The 15,453-nt window shown below is 76.5% G+C and carries 12 protein-coding genes and 1 pseudogene; 4 read left to right on the forward strand and 9 right to left on the reverse strand.

Annotated features, from left to right (window positions below; translation table 11 throughout):
• Positions 1-129: 129 nt before the first annotated feature.
• The 4 genes from CNO22_RS28475 to CNO22_RS19365 all read right to left on the reverse strand — a co-directional run bounded on the left by CNO22_RS28475 (position 130) and on the right by CNO22_RS19365 (position 4,990).
• The gene (locus tag CNO22_RS28475; protein WP_198588450.1) at positions 130-2,271 is read right to left on the reverse strand and encodes a sensor histidine kinase; all 2,142 of its coding nucleotides are present in this window, start codon (positions 2,269-2,271) and stop codon (positions 130-132) included.
• 20 nt (positions 2,272-2,291) lie between these two features.
• The gene (locus CNO22_RS19355) at positions 2,292-3,602 is read right to left on the reverse strand and encodes a sensor histidine kinase (RefSeq protein ID WP_157937018.1); all 1,311 of its coding nucleotides are present in this window, start codon (positions 3,600-3,602) and stop codon (positions 2,292-2,294) included.
• 93 nt (positions 3,603-3,695) lie between these two features.
• Positions 3,696-4,361: a response regulator transcription factor gene (locus CNO22_RS19360; RefSeq protein WP_100500911.1), complete on the reverse strand. Its 666-nt coding sequence runs from the start codon at positions 4,359-4,361 to the stop codon at positions 3,696-3,698.
• Positions 4,352-4,990, reverse strand: a complete 639-nt coding sequence (locus CNO22_RS19365) for a sensor histidine kinase (protein ID WP_100500912.1) — start codon at positions 4,988-4,990, stop codon at positions 4,352-4,354. The genes CNO22_RS19360 and CNO22_RS19365 overlap by 10 nt, the downstream gene beginning before the upstream one ends.
• A 186-nt stretch (positions 4,991-5,176) precedes the next feature.
• On the opposite strand from CNO22_RS19365, the gene CNO22_RS29775 reads away from it, so the two are divergent.
• A complete protein-coding gene (locus CNO22_RS29775; protein WP_100500913.1) occupies positions 5,177-7,729 on the forward strand; it encodes an Hsp70 family protein in 2,553 nt (850 codons plus the stop codon).
• A 14-nt stretch (positions 7,730-7,743) separates the two neighbouring features.
• Here the strand turns inward: CNO22_RS29775 and CNO22_RS19375 are convergent, their stop codons facing one another.
• The 3 genes from CNO22_RS19375 to CNO22_RS19385 all read right to left on the reverse strand — a co-directional run bounded on the left by CNO22_RS19375 (position 7,744) and on the right by CNO22_RS19385 (position 10,964).
• Entirely contained in the window at positions 7,744-7,953 is a 210-nt protein-coding gene (locus CNO22_RS19375) for a hypothetical protein (protein ID WP_100500914.1), read from the reverse strand.
• A gap of 145 nt (positions 7,954-8,098) precedes the next feature.
• Positions 8,099-9,238 (reverse strand): acyl-CoA dehydrogenase family protein, encoded by a 1,140-nt coding sequence (locus tag CNO22_RS19380; protein ID WP_100500915.1) that lies wholly within the window; start codon positions 9,236-9,238, stop codon positions 8,099-8,101.
• Between the two features lie 22 nt (positions 9,239-9,260).
• Positions 9,261-10,964, reverse strand: a complete 1,704-nt coding sequence (locus tag CNO22_RS19385) for an AMP-binding protein (protein ID WP_100500916.1) — start codon at positions 10,962-10,964, stop codon at positions 9,261-9,263.
• 131 nt (positions 10,965-11,095) lie between these two features.
• On the opposite strand from CNO22_RS19385, the gene CNO22_RS19390 reads away from it, so the two are divergent.
• The 3 genes from CNO22_RS19390 (at position 11,096) to phaZ (ending at position 14,216) form a co-directional block, all read left to right on the forward strand.
• Positions 11,096-11,887 (forward strand): LuxR C-terminal-related transcriptional regulator, encoded by a 792-nt coding sequence (locus tag CNO22_RS19390; RefSeq protein WP_198588451.1) that lies wholly within the window; start codon positions 11,096-11,098, stop codon positions 11,885-11,887.
• Positions 11,888-12,026: 139 nt separating this feature from the next.
• Entirely contained in the window at positions 12,027-12,833 is an 807-nt protein-coding gene (locus tag CNO22_RS19395; protein WP_157937019.1) for an alpha/beta fold hydrolase, read from the forward strand.
• A 138-nt stretch (positions 12,834-12,971) separates the two neighbouring features.
• Entirely contained in the window at positions 12,972-14,216 is a 1,245-nt protein-coding gene (phaZ, locus tag CNO22_RS19400; protein ID WP_100500918.1) for a polyhydroxyalkanoate depolymerase, read from the forward strand.
• Between the two features lie 7 nt (positions 14,217-14,223).
• On the opposite strand, the gene CNO22_RS19405 is transcribed toward phaZ, so the two are convergent.
• Together CNO22_RS19405 and CNO22_RS19410 are read right to left on the reverse strand one after the other, a co-directional pair.
• Complete coding sequence (locus CNO22_RS19405; protein WP_100500919.1) at positions 14,224-14,856, reverse strand: class I SAM-dependent methyltransferase; 633 nt, start codon at positions 14,854-14,856, stop codon at positions 14,224-14,226.
• A gap of 45 nt (positions 14,857-14,901) precedes the next feature.
• Positions 14,902-15,453: pseudogene (locus CNO22_RS19410) on the reverse strand (hypothetical protein); the annotation flags it as partial.

The following is a 15,453-nucleotide window of genomic DNA, read 5'->3' on the forward strand; positions in this document are numbered from 1 at the left end:
CGACCAGGCCCCTGCGGGCCAGCACCGGCGAGGTGACGCCGGCGGTGGTCCGCGCCAGCAGGTCCGCCACCGTGTCCAGCTGCGCGGCGATCGAGTCCACCGGGGGTCCGGTCCCCCTCCGGCCGCAGGTCAGCGGGGGGACGCGCCCGCCAGCAGCCGCTCGCAGGTCTGCACGAGGGCACCGGCGAGACGCCGGGAGGCCGCCGGTGAGGCCGGGTGCGCGGCGACGCGCTGCCAGTGGGCCAGCTGCTCGGCGGCGGCCCGTCGCAGGTCGTCCGGGCCGGCGGCGGGGCCGCACCCCAGCCGCGTCCAGACCTCTGGCCCGTCCGCGCCGAGGAGGACCTCGGCGGCCCGGCGCTGGTCCCCGGGGACCCACAGCTCCCCCGTGACCAGCGCGTCGAGCAGGTCGAGCTCGGCGAGCTCGTGCGCGGCGGAGCGGATCGCGTCGAGCTGGTAGCGCAGCGGCTGGGTCTCCCCTCGGGGCGGCGCGGCACGGAGGGCCGCCTCCAGCGCAGCCAGGGCGCTGCGGGTCCGGAGGGCCGAGGCGCGCGGGAGCAGGTGGCGCTCGATCAGCTCCCGTACCCGGGCGGCCAGGTCCTCGTCCGGGCGCAGGGTGGTCACCGCCTGGCATCGGCGGGCGGTCCCGGGGTCCGGTCCGCTGCCGAGGAGCACGCCGACCGCCTGGCTCGGGCGCACCCCGGCCGGGAGACCGTCGGGTCGCTGGTCGTCCCCGGTCCCGGTGTCGTCGACGACGAGGACCCAGGCGTCGGCCTGCTCCTCCGGGTCCACCCGGCGCACGGCGTACGGCGGGGTGCCGGCCGCCGGCCCGTCGGCCAGGGCGGTCACCGCGGGATCGGGCGGGCCGACGACGGCAATCCGGAGCGGCCCGTCGAGGGCCCGGGCGAGGGCGTGCAGGCCCTCGGCCTGCGGGCTGCCGTGGTACAGGTCCCGGGCCGCACGCACCAGCGTCCGCACCCGGTCCAACGGCCCGGGGCCCACCGGCGGGGCGGTCGTGGGAGCCCGGCCGGGGGCGGGTGCCGATGCGGGTGCGGGTGCGGGCAGCGGCACCGAACCCTCGACCGTGGTGCCGCGGCCCGGCGCCGAGCGGACGTCGACCCGCCCGCCGACCGAGGCAACCCGGGTGGCCACGTTGTGCATCCCCCGCCCCGGGTTGCCGTCCACGGGGGTGAAGCCCGGGCCGTCGTCCACCACGGCGAAGTGCAGCCGGGCACCGTCGGCGGCCAGGCGCACGGCGACCCGGGCACCGGGGGCGTGCTTGCGACTGTTGTTGACGGCCTCGAGGCAGACGAAGTAGACGGCCTCCTCGACCTCGGCGGGGAACCGCACCCCGGCCGGTGCGTCCAGGGCGACGGGCGGGTCGTCGTGTGCCAGCTCCTGCCGGAGGGCGGCGACCAGGCCCCTGCGGGCCAGCACCGGCGAGGTGACGCCGGCGGTGGTCCGCGCCAGCAGGTCCGCCACCGTGTCCAGCTGCGCGGCGATCGAGTCCAGGCCACTGCGGGCCTGGTCGAGCCGGCCGGTGCTCAGCCCGTGCTCCACCAGGCCGAGGGCCAGGCTGAGCGAGACGAGCTGGTGCTGGGCCCCGTCGTGCAGGTCGCGCTCGATCCGGCGGCGCTCGCTGTCGGACTCCGCGACGGCGCGGCGCCGGGCGACCGCGATCTCGGTGGCGTGCGCCAGCGCCGCCCGCAACTGCCGCTCCAGCTCGATGCCCGACCGCTCGGCCCGGAGCACCACCCCGAGGCTGCTCGCGACGTCCTCGAGCACCTGCCGGCGCTCGGCCTGTGTCCCGGGCACCGTCACCCGGTCGACGGCCAGGGTGCCGACGTCCTCCCCGCCGTGCCGGACGGCGACCGCCCACCGCGCCTCGGCCGGCTCCGAGCCGGCTGGGGACCAGGTGGCCACCCGGTCGCGCAGGCCGGGCCGGCGCACCGTGAGCGTGCACACCCCGGCGCCCAGCCCCTGCCCGACCGCCGCCACGACGTCAGAGAGGTCGGGGACCCCGCGGGACGCGGGCCGGGGCAGGGCCGCGAGCCGGGCGAGTACGCGGTCGCCCGTCGGGGGGCTGCCGTCGTCCAGCCGTGCGGTCAGCCGCCTGGCCCACCGGTACGCCGGCAGGGCCGTCGCCGCGGCCACCGCCGGAGCGGCGACCGCGGCCGCCGTCGTCCCCGCGAGCCGGCCGACGCCGGCGTCCACGGCGAGGAGGACGCCCCCGACCACGACGGTGACCAGCGCGGTGGTCAGCAGGCCGGCCACGATGGCCCTCCCATGGGGGCTCACCGGACCGCGACCTCGGTCCCGGCGGTCTCCACGACGACCGGTTCCACCCGGTCGGGCAGCCAGGCGCGCAGGACGAGCACGCCCGGGGCGGGGACCTCGAGGTCCATCCCGCCACCCAAGGCGGCGAGCCGGTCGGCGTCGTCGGCCAGCAGCTCGGCCAGGCGTTCGGCCGCCAGGGGATGGGCCGGGTCCTCGACCTCCAGCTCGATCCGGCCGGCCGCGTGCTCCAGCCGCACCGCCAGCGGCGTGTCGGCGGGCCGGTCGGCCAGCGCGCGGACCGCCGAGGCCGCGACGTAGTAGATGCCCGACTCCAGCTCCCAGGGCAGCCGCCTGGCCGGCCGGCCGCTGGTGCGCACCGGTCGGGGCAGGTCGGCGACCACCTCGTCGAGCGCGGCGGCCGGCCCCTGGTCACGCAGCACGGCCGGGTACACGCCCCGGGCGACGGCGCGGAACCGGTCGAGCAGCTCCTCCAGCCGCTCCCGGGCGCGGCCGAGCGCGGCGTGTGCCGCCGCGGGGTCGGGCCGCTCGCCGGCCAGGGCCGTCCGGGCGGCCGCCACCTCGGCGCGCAGGGTCTCCAGCCGGTCACCGGTGGCGTACCCGAGCTCGGCGACCAGCCGGCGCCGCTCGGACTCGCGGGCCGAGGCCAGGCGGTGCCGCGACGCGTGCAGCTCCCGGGCGAGGGCTGCGGCCCGCTGCACCCGCTCGGCGAGCTCGGCGTTGAGGGCCGCGACGCGCAGCACCAGGGCCGCGCCGGAGGCGACGTCCTGCATGAGCTGCCGGTCCGCGGCGGTGACAGCCGAGGGCTTGCGGACGGCGAGCACGGCACGCAGCACCGTCCCGTCGAGGACTGGGACGACGGAGTCGGTGTCCGGGCGCGCCAGGAGGGCGGCGAGGTCGGCCACCGTTTCCCGGACCCCCTCCGGCCCGGGCGGGTGCGCCGCGGCCGCCACGAGGCGGGGTCCCACGGCGAGCCAGACGACGGCGCGGTCGGCGCGGGTGCCCTCGGCCACGACCCGCGCCAGGCCCGGCAGGGCGTGCTCCAGCGAGCCGGACTGGCCGCGCCGGGCCGCCTCCGCCAGCGCGGCGTACCGCGCCGCCCCGTCCCGGGCGGCCGGATCGGGGAGGAACCGGGGCGCCAGCACGTGCAGGCCGGTGGCCGCCACGGCGGCCGCGGCGAACGGCAGGAGCACGGCCGGCAGCGCGGGCCCGGCCGCCCGGCCGCCCTGGACGACGGCGGCCAGCACCGCGGCCACCGCGGCGACGAGCAGCAGGCCGCGCGCGGCACGGGTCCGGGTCGCCCGGGCCATGCGCACCACCGACCCCTCGGCTGCGGGACCGGCCGGTCCCGCCCGGTCACGCTAGGCGGGCCGCCGGTGCGGGCCAAGGCCGCCGGGCGCGGGTCAGCGGCGCTCCTGCTGGGACCGCAGGTAGGTGAGCACGGCGAGCACCCGGCGGTGGTGCTCGCTGCCGTCCTCCTGCAGGCCGAGCTTGCTGAAGATGTTGGCGATGTGCTTCTCGACCGCCTTGGGCGTCACGAAGAGCTGTGCGGCGATGCCATTGTTGGAGCGTCCCTCGGCCATGAGCCGGAGCACGTCCAGCTCCCGCGGCGAGAGGGTGTCCACCGCCTCCTTGCGGTCCCCGCGGGGGCGCTCGACCAGCCGCTTGGCCAGCACGGGTTCGATGACGATCTCGCCGGCGGCGATCCGGCCGAGGGTGTCGGTGAGGACCTCGACGCTGCCGACCTTCTCCTTGAGCCGGTAGCCGACCGCCTCGGTGCCGATCTCGAGGATGCGCATGAGGTAGTGCGACTCGGCGTAGTGGGAGAGGAAGAGCAGCCCCATGTCGGGGTGCAGCTCCCGCAGCCGCTCCGCGGTCACCAGGCCGCCGTCCGGCTCCGGCGGCATCCGGATGTCCAGGATCGCCACGTCCGCGTCCTCGCCGGCGAGCAGATCGACCAGCGCGTCGCCGTCGGCGACGCTGCCGACGACCTCGTGCCCGGCGGCCTGCAGCAGCATGAGCAGCCCCTCGCGGAACAGGGCGCCGTCCTCGGCCAGCGCTACCCGCACGGGATCCTCGCCTCGATCGTCCCTCCCTCGGGCGCCCCGCCCGTGGTCACCTCGCCGCCGAGGCCGCAGACCTGGTCGGCGACGACGGGGGCCGACCGGGGCGGCACCCCGGACAGCACGAGGACGAGCGCGTCGCCCTCGCGCCGGGCGCTCACCTCGACCGGCGGGGAGCCGGGCGGAAGGGCGGCCAGGCAGCCGGTGACCGCGAAGTAGGCAGCACCCTCGACTGCCGGGCCGAAGCGCTCCGGCCCGACGTCGACGCGCACGACGACGTCGGTGTGCTCGGCGTGGTCCCGGAGCGCCGGGCCCAGGCCCGCCTCGTCGAGCACCGGCGGGTAGATGGCCCGCGCGATCTCGCGGAGCTCCTGGAGCACGGTGTGCAGCTGGTCCTGCAGCCCCTCGATGGAGGCGTCGAGGTCCGGCTGAGCGTCAGGCACCCGGGTGCGGACGACCCCGAGCTGCGGGACGAGGGCGGAGATCCGCAGCGAGGCGCCGTCGTGCAGCTGCCGCTGCAGGCGCAGCCGCCGTTGCCACTGCTCCCGCTCCGCCCGGCAGGTCAGGCGGCGGTCGGCAGCGGCGTCGGGAGCACGCGTGGGACCGTCCGCGGGCGGGGCCGGATCGGACGTCATGCGGTGATCGTCCCCGCCGGGGCGGCGCGACGGGAGGGTGCGGCCCCTACCCAGTGGTGGGGTTGTCCCCCGGTCCGTGTTGGGCGCGCCGGGGCGGCGCAGCAGGCCGTTGCCACCTCGCTGCAGCGGGTGCCTACTTGCCACCCGGCGAGCCGAGCCGTGCCACGGGCCACGCCGGGAGGCGCTGTGACCTACCGCCTCGGGGTCGACCTCGGGACCACGTTCGTGGCGGCCGCGACGGCCCACGACCAGAGCCTGGAGATGGCCGCGCTGGGCGACCGCTCGACGGTCATGCCGGCCGCGGTCTACCTGCGCGACGACGGGGTGCTCGTCACCGGCGACGCCGCCGCCCGGCGGGCGGTGAGCCACCCCGACCGGGTCGCCACGGAGATCAAGCGCAGGCTGGGCGACCCGACGCCGCTACTGCTGGGCGGCACGTCCCACGCGGTGACCGACCTGCTCGGCGCGCTGTTGCAGGAGGTCCTGGCGCGGGTCAGCGCGGAGCGGGGTGGCCCGCCCGACGAGGTGGTCCTCACCCACCCGGCCAACTGGGGCCCGTTCCGGCGGGAGCTGTTCGAGGAGGTGCCCCGGTTTGCCGAACTGTCCACGGCCCTCACCGTCACCGAGCCCGAGGCGGCCGCGGCGTACTACGCGGCCACCCGCCGGCTCGCCGAGGGCGACGTCATCGCCGTCTACGACCTCGGGGGCGGCACCTTCGACGCGACGGTCCTCCAGCGCACCGCCGACGGCATCGAGATCCTCGGGTCCCCGGAGGGCATCGAGCGGCTGGGCGGAGCCGACTTCGACGAGGCCGTCCTGGCCTTCGTCAACCACGCGACCGGCGGCGCGCTGTCCGAGCTCGACCTCGGCGACACGCAGACCGTCGTCGCCCTTGCCCGGCTGCGCCAGGACTGCGTCCTCGCCAAGGAGGCGCTCTCCCTGGACACCGAGGCGACCATCCCGGTGTTCCTCCCCGGCCGGCACCTCGACGTCCGGATCACCCGGGCCGAGTTCGAGGACATGATCCGGGCGCCGGTGGAGTCGACGATCGGCACGCTGAGCCGGGCCCTGCGGACGGCGGACGTGGCACCGGGCCGGCTGTCCGCCGTGCTCCTCATCGGGGGCTCCTCCCGGATCCCGCTGGTCGGGGAGATGATCTCGCGCGAGCTGGGGCGCCCGACCGTGGTCGACGCTCACCCGAAGCACTCCGTCGCCCTGGGGGCGGCGATCCTCGCGCAGGCCCACACCGGCCTGGGTGCGGCGTCCACCGTGGTCGCCCCGCCGGTCGAGGGGTACGCGGCTCCCACGGGCGGGGCGGTCGCCGGCCCCATGCCCCCGCCCCGGACGGCGGCCACGGCACCGGAGACCCGGAGCGCGGCAGCCGTCGGCGCCCCGCCACAGCGGGCGGCCGGAGCCCGGCCGCCGGGCGCCGACGCCGGCACGCCGATGCCGTCGCACCCCGGCCCCCGCGACGGGGCGCCTCCCTACGGTGGCCCGCCGCCGGGGCAGGGTTGGCCGGACCCGGGTGGAGCGGTCCCGGGCGGGCCGGGGTCGGTGGGGCCCCCGTTCGCCCCGGCGGGCCCGGCGCCGGGGAGCGTCCCCGGCACGGAGCCGGACGGATCCCGGCGACTCGCGTGGCTGGCCGGCGCGGCGGCGCTACTCGTGGTCGTGCTTGTCGTCGTCGCCGCCGTGGTGCTGCTGGGTGACGACGCCCCCGCACCCACGGCGCAGGCGGGCGGCGGGGCGGCGCCCGCGCCGTCCGAGCACGACCGCGAGGCCCCCGGGCCCGCGCCGACGGACGTCCCGTCCCCGCCGCCCCTGACAGCCGTGCCGATCCCGTCCATCGGGGAACCGATCGCCGTGGGTGCGACCCCCGGCTTCGTCGCCGTCTCACCCAACGGCCGGCAGCTCTACGTAGCGAACCGGACCGCGGGTGTGGTGACCGTGGTCGACTCCGCCGTCGACGCGGTGACCGCCACGATCCCCGTCCCGGTCGGACCGCCGCAGTTCCTCTCCTTCGCCCCCGACGGCAGCCGGCTCTACGTCAGCGTGTACAACGACGAGCGCACGATCGCCGCCGTCGCCGTGATCGACACCGCCGACAATGAGGTGGTCGCGACGATCCCGGTGCGCACGCGGCCCTACCTCGGCGCGGTGACCCCGGACGGGTCGCGGCTGTTCGTGCCGAACCACGACTCGGGCTCGATCTCGGTGATCGACACCGCGGCCAACGCCGTGATCGCGGAGGTGCAGGTCCCCCCGAACCCGCACTGGATCGAGTTCACCCCCGACGGGTCGCGGGCCTACGTGGCCAACCACGAGTCCAACCTCGTCACCCAGCTGGACCCCGGGACCCTCGAGGTGGTGGGCGAGGTCCGGGTGGAGACGGCTCCGCACAGCGTGGCGGTGCACCCGGACCGGCCGCTGGTCGCCAACGTCAACTACGAGTCCGGCTCGGTGACGATGATCGACACGAACAGCAACTCGGTCATCGCCAGCATCCCGGTCGGCCAGAACCCGCAGGACATCACCTGGTCGCCCGACGGGCGGTTCGCCTACGTCGCCACGGTCACCGAGGACGCCGTGGCGGTGGTCAATGGCGAGTCGTTCACGGTGACCGCGCGGCTGCCGGTCGGTGACAGCCCGACCTCGGTGGCGGTGCTGCCGGACGGCAGCCGGGCCTACGTGAGCGTGCTCAAAGCCGGGGTGCTCCGGCCGCTGGACCTGGCGGGCGGCTGACCCGCCGGCCTCGCTCAGGCGGCGACACGGGCCTCCAGGTACATGTCCAGGACTGCGTCGATGCGGGCGCCGGCCTCGGCGACCGCTGTGCGGTGGGCCGGGGTGTCCTTCTGCTGCTGCTGGGAGCGGGCCTCGGACCACTCGCAGCACGCCAGCGCGAAGTCGTCCTCGAGGACGCTGCGCAGGACGACGGTCGTCGCCGGGATGGTGGGGGTCGTGGTCATCGTCGGCTCCTCGGGGTGTCGGGCTCTTCCGTGACAGAGCCTGTCGCTCACGCGGTCGCCGGACCATCGAGGCAGCCCCCGTCTCCGGCAGCCAGATCCCCCGCCCCCGGGGTGGGGCTGGCCCCCTCTGCGCACCCGCGGGCCGTCAGCGGGCGAGCTGACGGCTGATGACCAGGCGCTGGATCTGGTTTGTGCCCTCGAAGATCTGCATGACCTTGGCCTCGCGCATGTACCGCTCGACGGGGAAGTCGCGGGTGTAGCCGTATCCGCCGAGCACCTGGACGGCGTCGGTGGTCACCTTCATCGCCGCATCAGTGGCGACCAGCTTGGCCACGCTGGCCTGCCGGCTGTACGGGCGGCAGGCGTCGCGGCGGCGGGCGGCGTCCAGATAGGTGGCCCGCGCGGTGTCGACGGCGGCGGCCATGTCGGCGAGCAGGAAGCCCAGCCCCTGGTGGTCGATGATCTTCCGGCCGAAGGTGCTGCGCTCGTGCGCGTAGTCGACCGCGGTGTCCAGCGCCGCCTGCGCCAGCCCGGTGGCGACCGCGGCGATGCCCAGCCGGCCGGAGTCCAGCGCGGAGAACGCGATCGGCAGCCCCTGTCCCTCGGCGCCGATCAGCCGGTCGGCCTCGATCAGCGCGCCGTCCCAGTTGGCCATCGTGGTCGGGATGGCGTGCAGGCCCATCTTCTCCTCGGGCCGGCCGAACGACAGCCCCTCGACCTGCCCCGGCGCGAGGAGGCAGGAGATGCCGCGCGAGCCCTCGCCGGTGCGGGCGAACAGCACGTAGAAGTCCGCCTTCCCGCCGTGGGTGATCCACGCCTTGGTGCCGGTGATCCGGTACCCACCCTCGGTCCGCTCCGCCCGGCAGGCCAGCGCCGCGGCGTCCGACCCGGCCTGCGGCTCGGACAGCGAGTAGCCGCCGATCAGCTCCCCGGCGAGCATCCGCGGCAGCCAGCGCTCCTGCTGCTGCGGCGTGCCGAAGGTGGCCAGCGGGTGGCAGGCCAGGCCGTGCACCGACACCGCCACGGCCACCGCCGCCCACCGCGCGCCGAACTCCTCGAGCACCTGCAGGTAGACCTCGTACGGCTGCCCGCCGCCGCCGGACTCCTCCGGGTAGGGCAGCCCGAGCAGCCCGAGCTCCCCGAGGGTCGCGAACAGCCCCTCGGGGTAGGTCTCGGCCCGCTCGTGCTCGTCCACGCGGGTCGCCAGCTCCTTGTCCGCCACCTCGCGGACGAGCGCGAGGAGGTCCTCGGCCTCCTCGCTGGGCAGCAGGCGGTCGACGCTCACAGCAGGTCCCTCCCGGGTCGGTTCAGCTCTTGAGCTCGGGGAACTGGTCGTCGCGCCACTCGACCCCCGGGCGGGTGTCGGCGGTGGCGAGCTCCTCCTCGCGGGCGCGCAGCTCCACCCGCCGGATCTTCCCCGAGATGGTCTTCGGCAGCTCCGCGAACTCGATCCGCCGCACCCGCTGGTAGGGGTTGAGCCGCTCGCGGGCGTACCGCAGCACCGACAGCGCCGTCTCCCCGGTCGGCTCGTGTCCCGGCGCCAGCGTGACGTACGCCTTGGGAACGGCCAGCCGGAGGGCGTCGGGCGCGGGGACGACGGCGGCCTCGGCGACCGCCGGGTGCTCGATGAGCACCGACTCCAGCTCGAACGGGCTGATCTTGTAGTCGCTGGCCTTGAAGACGTCGTCGGTGCGCCCGATGTAGGTGATGTAGCCGGCGGCGTCGACGCTGGCGACGTCCCCGGTGTGGTAGTACCCGCCGGCCTTGGCCTCGGCGTCGCGCTCCGGGTCGCCCTGGTAGCCGGTCATCAGCGGCAGCGGATGCTGGGCGAGGTCCAGGCAGATCTCCCCCTCCCCCGGGCCGTGCACGGCCTGGCCGGTGACCGGGTCGACCAGCACCACCGGCACGCCCGGCAGCGGACGCCCCATCGACCCGGGCTTGAGCTCCGACCCCGGGGTGTTGCCGGCCTGCGCGGTCGTCTCGGTCTGCCCGTAGCCGTCACGGATGTCCAGGCCCCAGGCGCGGCGGACCTGCTCGATGACCTCGGGGTTGAGCGGCTCGCCGGCCGCGATGACCTCGCGCAGCGCGCCGGGCCCGCCCGAGAGGTCGGCGTTGATGAGCATCCGCCAGACCGTGGGCGGCGCGCAGAAGGTGGTGACGCCGTGCTCGCGGATCAGCTCCAGCAGCGTGGTGGGGTCGAAGCGGCGGTAGTCGTGCACGACGACCGTCGCCTCGGCGATCCACGGGGCGAAGAAGCAGGACCAGGCGTGCTTGGCCCAGCCGGGCGAGGAGATGTTGAGGTGCACGTCGCCGTGCTGCAGCCCCAGCCAGTACACCGTCGACAGGTGCCCCACCGGGTAGGAGACCTGGGTGTGCTCCACCAGCTTCGGGCGGGACGTCGTCCCCGAGGTGAAGTACAGCAGCAGCGGGTCGCCCGGCGCGGTCCCCGGGTGCTCGACCGGGGCGGCCTCGAGATCGGCCGCGGCCCGCAGGTCGGCCCAGCCCCCGGCCGGCCCGACGCTGATCCGCGTGTAGTCGCCGGGGACCTCGTCGAACTTCCCCACGTCGGCGGCGTTGCAGACGACGTGGCGCGCACCGCCGCGGGTGATCCGGTCCACCAGGTCGGCGGGGCCGACCGCCGTGGTGGTCGGCATGATGACCGCGCCGAGCTTCATGACGGCGAGCATCGCCTCCCACAGCTCGACCTGGTTGCCGAGCATGAGCAGCACCGGGTCGCCCCTGCGCACGCCGCGGCCGGCCAGCCAGGCGGCCAGCTGGTCGGAGCGCCGGGCCATCTCGTCGAAGGAGCGCCGCGTCGTCGTCCCGTCCGCGGCGACCAGCACCAGGGCCGGGCGGTCGTTGCCGCGCGCGACGACGTCGAACCAGTCCACCGCCCAGTTGAACCGCTCCCCCAGCTCGGGCCAGCGGAACTCGGCGACCGCCGCCTCGTGCCGGCCGCGCAGGGCCAGCAGCTGGTCCCGGGCGGCCCGGTAAGCCTTGGTGACGTCCATCGCGTGTCCTCCCTCTGCGGAGTCGGGCGCGGCCAGCGTCGTCCATGGTGGCGCAGGTCACCACCTCCGTACGGGGGTATCCGTGACCTGCGACACTCCCCGCCGACGCAGGACGACGGACGGAGGACGGGGTGGACGAGGGCGGGACGGCGACCGCGGCGATCGACCGGCTGCTGCCCGAGCGGCTGCGGCGGCTGCAGCAGCTGACCGGCGTCCCGGTCGTGTTCGGCGGCACCACCCGCCGGAGCCCGCACGGCGACCGGCTGGTGATCGGCCGGTCGTCGGGCACCCACGGCGACGCGCTGCGCGGCCTGGTCGTGTCCCCGGGCCTGGGCCTGGGCGGCTCGGTGCTGCAGCAGGGTGTCCCGCGCCGGGTCGACGACTACGCCACCACGACGACGATCACGCACACCTACGACCGGATCGTGGTGGAGCAGGAGCGGATCACCTCGGTGTTCGCCGTCCCGGTGGTCCTCGACGGGACGGTGCGCGCGGTGCTCTACGGCGCCGTGCGGGACAGCCGGCCGATCGGCGACCGCACCCTGCGCACCGCCGCCGTGGTCGCCGGGCAGCTGGGCCGCGACGTGACCGCCCCGTCGCCGGAGCCGCCGGCCGCCTCCGCCGCGCTGGACGAGCTGGCCGCGGTGATCCGGGAGACGGCCGACCCGGCGCTGCGCGCCCGGCTCCTGCGCATCCAGCGGGGGCTGGGCGGGCCCGCACCGCGGGGGACCGGCCTGCTCGCGCCGCGGGAGCTCGACGCGCTGCGCCTGGTGGCGGTCGGGGCGAGCAACCTGGAGATCGCCGCCCGGCTGGGGCTGAGCCCGGAGACGGTGAAGGCCTACCTGCGCTCGGCCATGCGCCGGCTCGGGGTGCACAACCGCACCGCCGCCGTGCACGCGGCCCGCGTCGCCGGTGTCCTCTGACCCGGCCCGCCCGGCCGGCCACGACGAGCGGGGTCCGGAGGTGCTGCGTATCGTCCCGCGGGTGTCCCGGGACGGCGCAGGCGCAGCCGCAACGGCCTGGCCCCCGGTCTGCTCGACGGTGCGGGCGGGGTCGGCCACGGTGCGCGTCGCGGTCACCGGCGAGGGCGCGCCGCTGCTGCTGCTCACGGGCATCGGCGCCAACATCGAGATGTGGGAGCCCGCCGCCCGCCACCTGACCGGGCGGCGGCTGGTCATGCTCGACGTGCCCGGGACGGGCGGGTCCCCCGCGCTGCGGGTGGGCTTGAGGATGCGCGGCTACGCCCAGCTGGTGACGCAGGTGCTCGACGCCCTGGGCCTCGACCGGGTCGACGTCCTGGGCTACTCGTGGGGCGGCGCGCTCGCCCAGCAGCTGGCCCACCAGGCACCGGACCGGGTGCGGGCGCTGGTGCTCGCCGCCACCACGCCGGGACTGGGCGGTCAGCCGCCCTCGCCCTGGGTGCTGGCGCTGATGAGCTCACCGGCGCGCTACTACTCGCGCACCTACCTGCGGCTGACCGCGCCACTGCTCTTCGGCAGCAGCCCCCGCGCGGCCGCCGACTCCTCTCACGGCCAGGCGCGGCTGCACCGGCCACCCAGCCTGGTCGGCTACACGCAGCAGCTCTACGCCATCTCCGGGTGGTCGAGCCGGCGGTGGCTGCACCGGATCGACTGCCCGACCCTGGTCATCGGGGCGCGCCGGGACCCGCTCGCCCGGCCGCGCAACGCCCACATCCTCGCCGCCACGCTGCCGGACGCCCGGCTGGAGATGGTCGACGGCGGCCACCTCTTCCTGCTCGAGGACCCCGGGCAGGGCTGCGCGCTGGTCGAGGACTTCCTGCGCGACCAGGACGCCGCGGAGGCCTCCGGCGCACCCGTGGAGCAGGCCGGCGCCGGCTCCCGCCCGTAGGACGGGGGCGCGCGACCTGCGCCGACCCGGCCGGCCGACCGCTCCGGCGCGCCCCGGCGGGCCCGCTCCGCGAACGTCGGTTAACGTCGGCGGGGTGTGGCGCGGGCCACACGGCTGGTTCACGAAGGGCGGACATCCGTGCTCTACACCGCGTACGAGTGGCAGCGGCGGCTCACCGCTCCGGCCCGGACGACGTCGGCGCTGACCGCGCGGGCCCTGGAGGCGCTGCCCGCGCCGCTCGCCGCGCTGCCCGGGCCCCGCCGGCTGCGGGCGGCCTGCCGCGTGGTCGCCGACGCGCAGCCCACGCACGTGCGCCCCGACTGGGGCATCGACGCGGTGGACGTCGACGGACGGCCGGCCGAGGTGGTCGTGGAGCCGGTGCTGTCGACGCCGTTCGCCGACGTCCTGCACTTCACCAAGCCCGACATCGCCGGCCAGCCGCAGGTGCTGGTCGTCGGCCCGATCTCCGGGCACTTCGCCACGCTGCTGCGCCCCACGGTCCGCACCCTGCTGGCCGACCACGACGTCTTCGTCGTCGACTGGCACAACGCCCGCGACGTCCCGGTGACGGCAGGCCGGTTCGGGCTCGACGAGTACGTCGACCACGTCCTGCAGGCCCTGCGGCACCTGGGCCGGGACACCCACGTCCTGGCCGTGTGCCAGCCGGCGCCGCTGGTGCTCGCCGCCGTCGCCCTGATGGCCGCCGAGGACGACCCTGCCCAGCCGCGCAGCCTCACGCTGATCGCCGGCCCGATCGACACCCGGGTCAACCCCAACCGGGTCAACGCCACCGCCGGTCGGGTCCCGCTGTCGCGGTACGAGCGGCTGCTGACCACGACCGTCCCGGCCCGGTACCCGGGCGCCGGCCGGCGGGTCTACCCCGGGGTCGCCCAGCTCACGGCGTTCATGTCGATGAACGTGCGGCGACACCTCGACGCCCACCTCGGGATGTACCGCGCCATGGTGGCCGGGGACGAGACGACCGCGGCGGCCACCCGAGCCTTCTACGAGGAGTACGGCGCGGTCATGGACGTGCCCGCGGAGTTCTACCTGGAGACCCTGCAGCGCGTCTTCATGGCGCACGACCTGCCCCGCGGCGTCCTGACCTGGCGGGACCGGCGGGTGGACCCCTCGCTGATCCGGGAGACCGCGCTGCTCACCGTCGAGGGCGCCCAGGACGACATGTGCTCGCCCGGGCAGACCGAGGCGGCGCACGCGCTGTGCACCGGCATCCCGGCCGAGCGGCGGCGGCACCACCTGCAGCAGGGCGTGGGCCACTACGGCGTGTTCGCCGGTTCCCGCTGGGAGCAGGAGATCTACCCGGTCGTCCGCGCCTTCATCGCCGAGCACGAGGAGGCACGGACGGTCGAGCCCGTCATCTGACGCCCGCTCAGGGCCGGGTCGCGACCAACGCGGTCCAGCAGCCGGCCAGCCGGGTGTCCTGGGCGGTCACGGTCAGCCCCGCCGCCCGGCAGGCGGCGGCGAGGCCGTCCGGGGTCGGACGGTCGCCGTCGGCCGGGTGGTGGGAGACCGCGCGCAGCGGGCGGCTGTCGACGACGCGCGCGGTCATCTCGCAGGAGTAGAGGCGCCCGCCGGGCCGGAGCACCCGCGCCGCCTCCCGGACGACGTCCCGCCACGCGTCGGCGTGGTGCAGGACGTGGTAGCCGAAGACCGCGTCGTAGGAGCCGTCGGGCGCGGCCAGGGCCGTCGCGTCGCCGCACTGGACGTCGGCCCGGCCGCCCAGGTCGCGCACCGCCTCCCGGCACGCCGCGACGCTGGCGTCGTACCGCTCCACGCCGTCGGCGTGCGCGGCGCCGAAGACCTCCAGCGCCAGGCGCAGGCCGGTGCCGCGCCGCCCGGTGCCGAGCTCCAGGACCCGGCCGCCGGGCACCGGCCCGCCCAGCCGGAGCAGCACCGGTGCCTCGACGCGGCGTTGGACCAGCGCGCGGAGGCGCGAGTCCACCCAGAGGCGGTTGGCGTCGACGAGGGTCGGCGGGACGGGGCGGGAGGACCTGTCACCCATCGTGGGACCGTGCCCCGGCGACCCGCCGCCGAACCGGTGCGGGGATCAGCCCCGGTAGTTGACGTGCGGGTGGTCCATGTGGTTCGCCGTCGCGCTGCCGCGGTCCGCCATGGCCTTCCAGGCGCCCGTGGGCGAGGACAGCATCCGCTGCTGCCAGATGACGTAGTCCACGCCGAGCTCGTCCCAGTGGGCGATGTGGTACTCGACGATCGCGTCCCCGAGCGCGCTGTCGGACATGACCATGTAGTCCAGCGCGAGGCCCGAGGGGTGCCCGCCCGGGTCGGCGGCGCTGGGACGGGTGCCGCCCAGGGTGATCGAGTCGGCGCCCGGCACGTTGCTGACGACGGCGTTGGCGGCGGCCTGCACCACCGCGGCGACGGGGCCCGCGGAGTTCGTGATGCGCGCGACCGTGCCGGCCCCGGCGGCCGAGGCCCGCGGTGCGGCCGCCGCGGAGGCGGCTGCCGAGGCGGCGGCCTCCGCCTCGGCCTTCTGCCGGTCGAGCACCGCCTGGTCGGCGGCGCTGGGACGGGTGCCGCCCAGGGTGATCGAGTCGGCGCCCGGCACGTTGCTGACGACGGCGTTGGCGGCGGCCTGCAC

The organism is Geodermatophilus chilensis (assembly GCF_002802985.1).
In the GTDB taxonomy this organism is placed as follows: domain Bacteria; phylum Actinomycetota; class Actinomycetes; order Mycobacteriales; family Geodermatophilaceae; genus Geodermatophilus; species Geodermatophilus chilensis.